Raw genomic sequence first — 11,773 nt, forward strand, 5'->3', positions numbered from 1 at the left:
CTTTCTAGGATAATTATTCAGAATATTCCTTTTTTATCTTCTCTATTATTTTGATGTATTGTCTATCCCCTAATCCATAGTGTGGAAATAGGGAAAACAATTGCTTTAACAGGTCATTTTGAGATAGATTGAGGTGTTTTTTTATATACGTAGTGATCTCATTCTCTTCATTTAAATAGCTGAAAAATAATTGAATTCCCTGATACATGACAGGTATAAGCGTTGTCTTGGGTAGACGATGGTGCATTAAGACCTTTTGATAGACCTCCCCATACGGTCCAAGTTCTATCTCTGTTTCTTCCACATCATAGGTCATTTCCTTGACCATATAATAATAGACTTTGCCTTGATACCTTTGTTGCTCTAGGAAAGCAAGGACGGTCAATAAATTCATCTGACAAAACATATCATCTCCAAACCATAAAACAATACATTTATAGTCATTTGTTAACAATGGCTTCAACGGGTTCAATGTCACCTGCTCATATTGCTGTAAAGACACCTCATGCCCTATAGCACGCAGTTTATTAAATTCTTCACTGAAAATCGGACTAATCGTTGGATTCGCACACATCGCTTCATTGAAAGGAACGTAATCACTGTTGCCCATTAATTGTTGTTTTGCGAACTCCTCATACATCATTTGACCATTTAATACATTCAATAGCTCTTGATCGTATTGCACATTCATCTTCTCTTGTAATGCTTCAATTTTTAATTTCTGAGAAATATCCATCGTCAACCATCCTCCATCATCCTGTAATCTCAACTTTACAAAGGTTTGTAAAGGTTGAGGAGACTTTCTGTAATCATTCGGACTTATACCAAAATACCTTTTAAAAGCTCTAGAAAAGGATTCCTGCGATGAAAAGCCGTAGTGAAAGGCGATGTCGATTATTTTCTTTTGGGGATCTTTTAATGCAATAGTAGAAAGATAAATTTTACGTAGTGATCTATATTTTTTAATCGTCATCCCTGTCGTCTGATGGAATTTAAAAGAACAGTAATAAGGAGAATAACCTATATCCTTTCCTAATTGCTCTAATGAAGATCCTTCTAATAGATGACGCTCAATCCAATCAATCATCTCCTGTACAATGTTGTTCATCCACATCCCTCCTAATTTCATTATAGTAGAGGCGATAATTTTTTTTATGATATAAGTTGTGAATAAAAAAACTGTAGCAAACTTTAAGTCTGCTACAGTTTCTGCTCCCATAACTAGAGGAGAGCTTTCTATATAATTGGGGATTTATACTAGCCTTCAAGTCATGTTCGGTTTCCAATCAAACATTTTTTGAGCTATCATGAAGTTTTATTGGAAAGAAAGTTGGGGATCCTTTCGATCCATTGAAAAATAGAGTCTGTATACTCTATTCAATGTTTTGGCAAATAGCAATTACCTGTTTCACAGCCTCTGCAGAGTGCTGAAGGGCTGTTTGTTCTTCATTTGTTAGGTGCAATTCGATGACAGATTCGATGCCATTGCCACCTAAAATAGTTGGTACCCCTAAAAAGAGATCGTGGTACCCATATTCTCCTTCTAATAGGGCAATAGAAGGGATAATTTTTCGTTGATCTTTGATAATAATTTCAACCATTTGGGCACACGCTGCGGCTGGAGCATAGTAGGCACTACCATTACCTAGTAAGCCAACAATTTCACCGCCGCCTTTACGCGTACGCTCCACGATTTGCTGTAGTCGTTCCTGAGGAATTAGTTTCTCTAATGGAATGCCGCCTGCATAGGAATAACGGATTAATGGAACCATTTCATCGCCATGTCCTCCTAGGACGAAGCCTGATACATCCTCTGGTGCAATGTGAAGCTCCTGCGCCACAAACGTGTTGAAGCGAGCTGTATCTAACACACCAGATTGACCGATGATACGATTTTTGGCAAAGCCTGTTTCCTTATGACACACATACGTCATGGCATCAACAGGATTACTCAACACAACAACAATACTATTTGGAGCATAGTGTTTAATTTGTCTTGAAACCTGTTGAATAATTTTAGCATTTGTTGTGACTAAGTCATCACGACTCATCCCTGGTTTACGTGGAATACCTGCTGTAATGACAACAATATCCGCACCTGCGATATCTTCATATTGACTCGTGCCTTTAATGGACACATTGAATTTTTCGATTGGGCCTGTTTGTAGCAAATCCAAAGCTTTCCCTTTTGTCGGGTTCTCGGCCTCTGGAATATCAACAAGCACTACATCGCCTAATTCTTTCTGTGCTAAAAATAAACTCAGTGTGGAACCGGTGTGGCCTGCTCCAATAACAGCGATTTTATTTTTACGAAATGCCATTATGCCTCACCTCGATTATCTGTCGCTGATGTTGTTTCTGTTGTTTTTTTAGCACGCGTTGCTGCTGGTGCAGAGACAGCCTTTTTCTTTGGTGCCTCTGGTCCTTTAATCATTTTAAAGACATCTTCATCAGGTCTCGGAATGACGTGAGCGCCTAATAATTCACCAACACGCATAGCGGCTGCTTTTCCAGCCTCTACTGCGGCTTGTACAGAACCTACGTCACCCTTCACGACAATCGTCACGATGCCACCATCCACAAACTCTTGTTTGACGATTGTGACGTCTGACGCTTTAATCATCGCATCAGCAGCTTCATAAGAGCCTACTAATCCTTTTGTTTCGATCATTCCAATTGCGCTACTCATTGCCCTCACCTCTCATTACTTCCGTAGAATCAATAATACCAATGACAACTGCATCAATCGGTAACGGATTATCTTTCATGATATAGCGAGATGACCCACCACTTGTAATCAGGACATCATCACCAATACCCGCTCCTATACGATCAGCTGCAACCATTTCTGTGCGAATCGGCTGTTGATTGGAATCAATAGGTTGAATGATTAGTAGCTTTAAACCATTCAGTCCCTCTTCCTTGCGTGTTGCCCATACACTGCCTATCACTCTTCCCATTTGCATGAACTTCACCCTCTTTATGCGACACACATTGTCTAACTAATCTGAACGAATCGTTAATGTTTTATTTAACTCTCGCAGCTTATCATAAGCCAATGCTGTCACAATGGTTTTCTTTGGAACGACAATTTCTTGTGCATCGATATCGAGCACTTCTATTTGTGAAAGTAGCTTTTTGTCATAATGATAGACGGACGGTTGCTCTAGTTTCTGTACGACTGGCGACTGCTCTTTCACAGTGATCATAGGTTCACTTACTTGATGATGCACGATTTCCGCAAGCGTTCCTTGTTGAATTAACCCTGCATTTGCTTCATCTGTATCAATATGCATTTCTAAGCGATAGCGCTCTGAAACACGGATAACCACATTCGATAAAATAATCGGGCGAATACCTTCTACCTTAATTTGGACAGATTGCCCATCTACGACTTGGAATCTCGCACTATCCGCTGGGGACATATGAATATGTGCCTGTGCAATAATGAGGCCTTCATTTAACACAACACTTCCCTTTGGACCAATTAATGTAACAGGACTGGAACCTTGAATATCACCAGAAATTCTTAATGGTGGCTTCAGACCTAATTTCATAGCATCTGTCCAGCTTACTTCCACTTGCGATAAGGAACGAGCGGGACCAAGAATACGCACGCGCTCAATTGACCCTTTTGGACCTGCAATTACTACAGTTTCCTCCGCAGCAAATTGCCCTGGCTGTGAAAGCTCGAATTTCGGTGTGAGCTGATAATTTTCACCAAAGAGCTGTTCAACTTCTGCTTGTGCAAGATGGACATGGCGGGCAGATACACCAATCGGAATTTTACCGTCATGTGGAGGGGAAGATTGATTTTTTAAGACCTGTTGCAGAACTTCTTCCACAATTTTTTGCACTAAATTTTCTTGCATCTTGCCTCCTCCTTACGATGATACTTTTATTAATTTACCCTGTGCCTGCTGTTCGATAAAACCAGCATTTGCTTCATCCGTATCAATGTGCATTTCCAGACTAAAATCATTTGAAACACGTACAACGACACCTCGGAAAGTGACAGGTCGATCACTTACAACTTCTACTGAAACTATTTCATTATTGCGTACTTCCAATGCTTTGGCATCTTCCTCAGTCATATGAATATGCGCTTGCGCAATGATGACTCCCTGCTGGATCTCTATTTCGTTGTCTTGAGAAAGTATTTTAATGCCCGCAGAATTGTCTATATCACCTGATTGGCGTAAAGGTGGTGTCACTCCTAGCTTCATGGCATCAGTGCGGCTTACCTCTACTTGGGTTGCTGGTCTTACAGGTCCAAGGACACGGACATTATGAATAACGCCTTTAGGTCCCTCAATAGAGACGCGCTCTTTTGCAGCAAATTGCCCTGGCTGTGATAAGTCGAAATCTTTCGTTAGGGTTGCATTTGGACCAAAAAGTGCTTGTAAATCCGCTTCACTTAGATGGATATGACGAGCCGAAATGGCCACTGGAAAAGTTTTTGTTGCTGTTGTCATGTTAGCCACCTCTTTATTTTGTTGATTATTTTATCAGGACAAGGTGAGAGCTGTTCTAAAGTTAGATCCAGCTCTCTTCTATAAATGGTAGTTATTTTTCCATCTATAGCGTTTGAAAGAACATGAAATTATGCTTCTGCTTTTGGTAAAATCATTTCTAATTCGTGGTGTGGACGTGGAATTACATGGACAGATAATAGCTCTCCTACACGTTGTGCTGCTGCTGCCCCTGCATCTGTTGCTGCTTTTACTGCACCTACATCACCACGTACAAGAACTGTTACGATCCCGCCACCTACATGTACTTTGCCTACTAAATTAACGCTTGCTGCCTTTACCATTGCGTCTGCTGCTTCAATTGCTCCTACTAAACCTTTTGTTTCTACCATTCCTAATGCTGTACTCATTTGTCATTCCTCCAAATAATTTATTTATTTTGTAATGTGATTTGTTTTAATACTTGATCGACAATTTGTTGAACCATCGTTGTATCAAGAGTAGGTTCTTGTAAAACTACCGATTCAACAACGGACTGTACTTCGAATTCTGGTTTTGGCACTTCGACATCTTTAATGCCATACGCCATACGTTTGATATTTAATAAATGTCTTGCTGTAATGTTGTCTGACGTAATATTGCCGCCAAATGTCCCACAGCCTAATGTAAAGGATGGTGCTAAGCCCGTTGTGCCACCTACTGCACCAATTGAGGATAATGTATTAACCACAATTCGTGATACTGGCAATTCGACAGAAAATTGCTCTGCTAATGCTGCATTTTCAGTGTGAATTGAGCATGTATGTCCGCGTCCTCCAATATTGAGCAGGTCAATCATCACCTGCTTGGCTTCTGTACTGTTTTCAACAACATAAAGCGCAAAGATTGGTGATAGTTTTTCAAGAGAAAATGGAATATTTTTACCAATCATTGTTTCGAAGCCCACAAGAACTTTTGTATCGTCTGGTACCGTAATACCGACAGAATCTGCTAGGCAAGTAGCTGATTTACCGACAATCTGGGGATTTACTTTCCCAGGAACTGGCGAGATCAATTTTTCCATTTTAGCTTTTTCTTCGGCATTTAATAGATAGGCACCATTTTTCTTTAATTCTGTTTGCACTTGCTCTGCAATCACCTTATCCACAATAATGGCTTGCTCTGTTGCACAGATTGTGCCATTATCGAACGATTTACTTTGCACCAATTGACGTACAGATTTTTGAATATTAGCCGATTTTTCAATATAAGCTGGTACATTTCCTGGCCCAACCCCATAGGCAGGTTTGCCAGAGCTATAGGCCGCCTTGACCAATGCACCACCACCCGTAGCTAAAATTAAATGAATGTTTGGGTGCTTCATTAGCTGCTGTGTTGCCTCCATGGAGGACATTGTTAAACATTGTAGTAATCCTTCTGGCGCACCTGCTTTTTCAGCAGCTACTCGACAAATATCTAAAGCCTCTTTTGTACATTTCACTGCATATGGGTGTGGACTAAGCACTAAACCATTTCTCGTTTTTAAAGAAATAAGTGTCTTAAAGATCGCTGTAGAGGTTGGATTTGTTGTTGGTACGATACCAGCAATGACACCGAAAGGACTTGCAATTTCGGCTACTTTTTTCATCCGATCATAGCCCACAATACCAACTGTTTTTAATTCTTTAATATCTTCATAGACATCTCGTGAAGCTACTTCATTTTTCATCTTTTTATGATTAGGAATACCCATTCCTGTTTCTTGCACAGCCATTTTTGCTAAACGGTCTGCTTCCTTAAAGGCAGCATCCGCGACAGCCTTTACAATGTTGTCTACTTGTTGCTGAGAAAATTGCATATAGGCAGCCTGTGCTGTATTAGCATGTTTAACGGCATCTCTCATTTCCTGAATCGCTAATAAGTCTTTGTCTAATGTGGCCATAAAGCCGCCTCCTTTCTAAATCACTGGGTTTCTAGCTATATTTTCAATAGCTTCTCTGAATGCATGTGCCGCAGCCTCGCATGAAGATTGACTGCCAGTTAATAAGCCGCCCCCAAAATTGGTTTCAGATGGAGGACCAAAGAAAACCTTTAGCTCAACATCTGCAGCCTTCAATGCTGCATCTAATCCAACAACTGCCTCAAGTGGCGGTGCGATTAAATAAGCAAGTGGGGTGCCAACCTTTACATCTGCAAGCTCAGCAAGATACGTCCCACAGCTTGCCACGGTATGGGCAAACAAGGCATGATTGTCATTATTATTAATGGATTCAAAATACGTATCAAATTCAATTTTTTGTTGAATGGCATCAAGACCACTACGAATTTCATCAGGTGAGCTTCCAGCAATAATGCCAATTACTTCACCTGACAATGGACCAGACGCATGTGCCGCTCCAGCATAAAAGCTTTTTGCATAAACAACATCGACATCTGCCTTTTTCGTCGCCTCATCTAAGGCAACATAGCCAACATCGTCGATTGTCAGTGTGACAAGCCCAATGCTATGATGATGTGGCTTTAAATCTAACTGCTCTGCTAGTTCACTGTTGACTCTTGGAATGGTTTGCATCGCCAAGATTTGCGCCATAATTTTTTGAGGATACATATTTCAGCCTCCTAACCTTCTTTTGCGACAAGCTCTACGCCACTTGCCTGATAACGCAGGATTTTTTCTACGACTGTGCCAAGATAAGCTCCCGCTTCTAATGGTGGGATACCACCCTTATGGATATTTGAAATTACCATACGTTCCGCTTCCACTGTCCCAATTCTTGGCTTGTAGCATAAATATGCACTCATCGATTCTGCCGATACGAGCCCTGGACGCTCACCAATTAGATAAACAATAACCTCTGCCTGTAGCAGCTCACCAATCTCATCCATTAAAGCAACACGCCCTTTATCGATATAGAACGTAGTACCAATGTCAATATTTAAATTGCTAAGACTTTGCTGAAGGGCTAAGTAAACATCTTGAACATTCTCCTCAATCGCACTTGCACTCAAGCCATTCGAGATAATAATCTGTACCTTTGGCTGTGGTTTACATTTTTGCTGAATCAATGCCTTTGATTCTTCTGATAAACGACGCCCTAAGTCAGGTCTTGTAATGTATTCCTCTTTATCTGTGACTTTCGTTGTGACCTGAAAGACATCAAGCTTTTGTAAAAGATCTTCTGTCACTTCGCCATATACAGCATCTACCGCAGCAGCATGATCAAGTCGGAATTTTAACCAGGTTTTCGTTTTCGGTCTTGTCCCCGCTCTTCCTACACCAATACGAGCAGGTGTATGTTTCTTAGCAGCCTGCACACTTTCACTTAACGAGCCCGCCTCAAACTGAAAGGGCTTGATTGGCACAGCGTCATTTACTGGTTGTTCGAAAGTAGCAGAAGTAACCGTCGTTACTTGCTGTGGAGCTCCATGCTGATACAGCTGAATTAATGGCTCCTGTGATGTTGCTATAGCTTCTGTTGTTCCTGAAGAACGATTTTCTACTGTATCATAAAATTTAATAAGTGGTTGTTCTGTTGGAGTAGCTGCTATTTCAGGTGTTTGGCTACCTGTACTTTTCTCCATCTTCTCCATGACAAGCTGTGTAATCATAGAAACTAATTGATCATTCACTTGACTCACCTACCTTTCAAAAATGGATAAATCGCCAGCTCTTGCTGACAGTCGACCATTTTCATAAATGCCCATTTTCTCTAACCATGCTAAATACTCTGGTGCTGGTTTTTTACCAAATGTTTGGAGTAATGTAGCCACATCATGGAAGCTCATCGATTGATAGTTGAGCATCACGTCATCGCCCATTGGCGCAGCAATAATAAAGTTAACACCAGCAGCTGTCAGCAATACACTCAAATCTTCCACATCATTTTGGTCTGCCTTAATATGGTTGGTATAGCAAATATCTACCCCCATAGGAATACCATGCATTTTGCCCATGAAATGATCTTCGAGACCTGCTCGAATTACTTGTTTATTGTTGTATAAATACTCTGGGCCAATAAAGCCAACTACAGTGTTCACAATATAAGGATTAAAATGTCTAGCAAATCCATAATTGCGCGATTCCAGTGTTACTTGGTCAATACCCATATGTGCCTCTGCCGATAGCTCTGAGCCTTGACCTGTTTCAAAGTAGAATAAATTTGGACCAGTACCTGTTCCTTGTTTTTTAATGAGCTCCTCTGCTTCTCGTATTAAATCAGCAGAAATACCGAACGAACGGTTAGCAATTTCTGTCCCTGCGATACTTTGGAAAATCATATCTGCTGGGGCGCCTTGTTTAATTGCCTTCATCTGTGTTGTAATATGAGCTAATACACAGTTTTGCGTAGGAATGGACCAATCATTGATGAATTCCTTTGTAGCTGTAAGCACTTTTTTGACACTTTCAACTGAATCATCTACAGGATTAATGCCGATAACAGCATCCCCAATACCATAGGACAGTCCTTCTTTTAGAGAGGCGATGATGCCATCAATATTATCTGTCGGATGATTTGGCTGTAGACGAGATGACAGCGTCCCTTTTTGACCAATCGTAATATTACACGTTGAAAGTATTTCAACTTTATTGGCTGCATGTACAAGATCTAAATTGGACATTAGTTTTGTAACAGCGGCAATAATCTCGGAATTCATCCCTTTACTTAAACGCTTTAATTCACGATCACCCGTGTCATTTGATAAAATGTATTCACGCAGCTGCTCGATGCTCCAGTTTTTGATTTCTCCATATATTTGCTCATTAATATCGCCCTCAATAATGCGTGAAACCTCATCATTTTCTTGTGGCACTAATGGGTTTTCGCGGATATCTTTAACTAAAAGCTCACTTAATACTGCCTTTGCTGCGATCCGTTGTTGAACCGTCTCAGCGGCAATACCTGCTAGCTGATCGCCTGATTTTTCTTCATTGGCCTTAGCCATAACATCTTTTAATGATTTAAAATTATATTTTTCTCCACCAAATATCACCGATAAGTTCACATTCATCCTCCTTACTTTGAATGGAAGGCAAGGGTCTTCACCACAACAGGAACGACGCCAGATGGCAGAACCTCTCCAATGTCGATGTAATCGCCCGTTTCCACTTTAATTTGATCGATGCAAATAATTGGTACTGTCGCATTTATGGCTTGTATGGTCTGTCCAATAATCTTTGCATAATCTGATTGAATGACTATGATAATTGGTATGTCCTTAGAGCATCTTGTCGCCAAATGTAACAAAATGGCCTGACACAATGCATGTACATCCTGAAAGCTTAAATATGGCAATTCACTAAAATAGAGGGCAAATGGCGAACGATTGTCCTGTATAGAAAATAAATCATTTGCTCTCTCTACTGCTGTCTTCACCGTCGAGTTAAAATCTGTTGAAGAATCTATATGACAATTGAAGACAGGTACATTTTTTAGTGGTAATACTTGGGCATCCACCTGAATGGTTGCCCCACTGATTTCAGTGGTTTGTGTACCAGCACCAGTCACTGTTGCACGTGCTGTTTCCTCTGGTCGTAACCATAAAAATGATTGTAGCTGTTCATGCTGAAGTAGCATTTTCGCTAATTTTTCACCAATATCATCATATTGACGCTGGGTACATTCATTTTCATAAATACAAGAGGCCACACCACCCGTAAAAACGATGGCATCCACAGGTTTATGCCAGTTTGGTAAATGCCCTAGTAATAATGGATGCTTTTCATCTCTGCCTTGCCCATGAAGAATCATGGCAAGTGTTTGCACCATTTCTTCAATACAATGTGTCACTCGAATATCTTCGGCCGCATCACCGACCGCTAACGGATTAGTCCATCGTTCCATCAATCGCATGAGTGGCGGAGAAATTGATTGAATCTTGCCATCCTTAAACTCAATCAATCTACCACCAACATGTAAGGTACATGTACCAATGACCTCTCCAAATTGCATAACAGCAATATTCGCTGTCCCTCCACCAATATCGATATTGGCGATGACTTTGGATGAATTCTTTGATTGCTGTAAAGTACCTGCCCCTTTGGCAGCAATGATGCCCTCTAAATCAGGACCTGCGGTAGCAACTAAAAAATGACCTGCGCCATCTGCAATGGTATGGACAACCTCACTTGCATTTTCCTTCGTGGCTGATTCACCAGTAATGATGATGGCCCCTGTTGCAATATCAGATGGAGCAATTTGTGCCAATTGATACTGTTGAGAAATAAATTCCTCTATCTTTTTCATATCAATGATGTCTTTATTGATAAAAGGGGTTCTAATAATTGGACTTTGATGCAACACCGTTTTCTCAATAATTTCAATCCTTGGCACATGTGTTACGCCAGCCACATTCTTTAACAGAAAACTACTGACAACCATTTTTGTGGTACTTGTCCCAATATCAATGCCTGCACTAAATATTTTTTCAGTTTTCACCCTACACCTCCCTCTCGCTACTGTGAGCAATACATGAGATACGGACTATCGCTTTCCTTAACAAATTGTTGAATTTCTTCATTTGTCTTGAGTTGAATCAATGGTTCAATCAATTCAATGCCAAGCTTTTGCCATGAAGAGGTTTTCACGATAGGGCCCTGCGTCATAACATTTTTTAATAAGGCGGTAGCCCTTTCTACATCTGCATCAGGGGCATCAATCTTGGTAATAACCCCTATTTGTATTTTGGGAATCCCTAAGCTGAATTGCGGAGGGAATACACTCCTTGCTGATGTGGCATCCTGCAAGTAAATCACATGGGTTACTTCCAAAGATGTTGCCATAATATTTCTGTAATACATTGGATTTTCAACATATTCACCTGGTGTATCAACAATCCAGTCATCATAAACGAGTGCTTGTGTTTTGTTGGCACTGCTTTCTTTGCCCAACAATGTATTCATCAATGTTGACTTTCCTGCTTGCACACCGCCTATTATCATTACTCGATTTTTCATATGACACATCCTATGATTTTGTTATTTTTGATGGTGTATAACCTAATACCTCGGATAAAAAACGATTGATTTCTAACATCGCCATTTCTACCTCTGACACACTACCAACAATAACGAGACTACCTGTAAAACGATCTAAAAATCCTAGTTTGACATTGGCAGCCTTTGTTGCTAAGTCTCCTGCAATAATTACCGTTTCACTTGGCGTACAAGTCATAATGCCAAGGGCACCTGCTTCTTGAATACCTAGCTTTTGAAACATTTCTGGATCAGGATTGGCAATAAGGTGACTCAATGTTAGCTGTTTACCCGGCACAAACTCCTGAATAAATCGTTTTTTCTCTTCACTCACACGTCATCACCTCAC

General features: G+C 40.6%; 14 protein-coding genes. All 14 read right to left on the reverse strand.

Annotated features, from left to right (window positions below; all coding sequences use genetic code 11):
- Positions 1–13: 13 nt before the first annotated feature.
- The 14 genes from ACMGGO_RS14850 to eutS all read right to left on the reverse strand — a co-directional run bounded on the left by ACMGGO_RS14850 (position 14) and on the right by eutS (position 11,758).
- Positions 14–1,108 carry a helix-turn-helix domain-containing protein gene (locus tag ACMGGO_RS14850; RefSeq protein ID WP_420281999.1) on the reverse strand — a complete coding sequence of 365 codons (1,095 nt, stop codon included), beginning with the start codon at positions 1,106–1,108 and terminating at the stop codon, positions 14–16.
- A gap of 265 nt (positions 1,109–1,373) precedes the next feature.
- Positions 1,374–2,321: a malate dehydrogenase gene (gene mdh / locus ACMGGO_RS14855; protein WP_016991928.1), complete on the reverse strand. Its 948-nt coding sequence runs from the start codon at positions 2,319–2,321 to the stop codon at positions 1,374–1,376.
- On the reverse strand, positions 2,321–2,689 hold the full coding sequence (locus ACMGGO_RS14860) for a BMC domain-containing protein (protein ID WP_016991930.1): 369 nt from the start codon (positions 2,687–2,689) through the stop codon (positions 2,321–2,323). The genes mdh and ACMGGO_RS14860 overlap by 1 nt, the downstream gene beginning before the upstream one ends.
- A complete protein-coding gene (locus ACMGGO_RS14865; protein ID WP_054550780.1) occupies positions 2,682–2,966 on the reverse strand; it encodes a EutN/CcmL family microcompartment protein in 285 nt (94 codons plus the stop codon). The genes ACMGGO_RS14860 and ACMGGO_RS14865 overlap by 8 nt, the downstream gene beginning before the upstream one ends.
- Positions 2,967–3,002: 36 nt before the next feature.
- Positions 3,003–3,872: a phosphate propanoyltransferase gene (locus tag ACMGGO_RS14870; protein WP_131519737.1), complete on the reverse strand. Its 870-nt coding sequence runs from the start codon at positions 3,870–3,872 to the stop codon at positions 3,003–3,005.
- A 12-nt stretch (positions 3,873–3,884) separates the two neighbouring features.
- Positions 3,885–4,475, reverse strand: coding sequence for a phosphate propanoyltransferase (locus ACMGGO_RS14875; RefSeq protein ID WP_420282000.1), 591 nt, complete (start codon positions 4,473–4,475; stop codon positions 3,885–3,887).
- Positions 4,476–4,603: 128 nt separating this feature from the next.
- Entirely contained in the window at positions 4,604–4,882 is a 279-nt protein-coding gene (locus ACMGGO_RS14880; protein WP_004269321.1) for a BMC domain-containing protein, read from the reverse strand.
- A gap of 20 nt (positions 4,883–4,902) precedes the next feature.
- Complete coding sequence (locus tag ACMGGO_RS14885) at positions 4,903–6,393, reverse strand: aldehyde dehydrogenase family protein (RefSeq protein ID WP_420282001.1); 1,491 nt, start codon at positions 6,391–6,393, stop codon at positions 4,903–4,905.
- Between the two features lie 15 nt (positions 6,394–6,408).
- Positions 6,409–7,059: an ethanolamine utilization microcompartment protein EutL gene (gene eutL, locus ACMGGO_RS14890; protein ID WP_420282002.1), complete on the reverse strand. Its 651-nt coding sequence runs from the start codon at positions 7,057–7,059 to the stop codon at positions 6,409–6,411.
- Positions 7,060–7,070: 11 nt separating this feature from the next.
- Entirely contained in the window at positions 7,071–8,081 is a 1,011-nt protein-coding gene (gene eutC, locus ACMGGO_RS14895) for an ethanolamine ammonia-lyase subunit EutC (RefSeq protein WP_054550777.1), read from the reverse strand.
- A gap of 9 nt (positions 8,082–8,090) precedes the next feature.
- Positions 8,091–9,461, reverse strand: coding sequence for an ethanolamine ammonia-lyase subunit EutB (locus ACMGGO_RS14900; RefSeq protein WP_008176446.1), 1,371 nt, complete (start codon positions 9,459–9,461; stop codon positions 8,091–8,093).
- 5 nt (positions 9,462–9,466) lie between these two features.
- Complete coding sequence (locus ACMGGO_RS14905) at positions 9,467–10,888, reverse strand: ethanolamine ammonia-lyase reactivating factor EutA (protein ID WP_281216700.1); 1,422 nt, start codon at positions 10,886–10,888, stop codon at positions 9,467–9,469.
- A gap of 17 nt (positions 10,889–10,905) precedes the next feature.
- Complete coding sequence (locus tag ACMGGO_RS14910) at positions 10,906–11,406, reverse strand: EutP/PduV family microcompartment system protein (RefSeq protein WP_048389997.1); 501 nt, start codon at positions 11,404–11,406, stop codon at positions 10,906–10,908.
- Positions 11,407–11,416: 10 nt separating this feature from the next.
- A complete protein-coding gene (eutS, locus tag ACMGGO_RS14915) occupies positions 11,417–11,758 on the reverse strand; it encodes an ethanolamine utilization microcompartment protein EutS (protein WP_004269314.1) in 342 nt (113 codons plus the stop codon).
- Positions 11,759–11,773 lie beyond the last annotated feature (15 nt).

The sequence above is a fragment of the Lysinibacillus sp. BNK-21 genome (assembly GCF_048684915.1).
GTDB classification, from domain to species: Bacteria; Bacillota; Bacilli; order Bacillales_A; family Planococcaceae; genus Lysinibacillus; species Lysinibacillus capsici.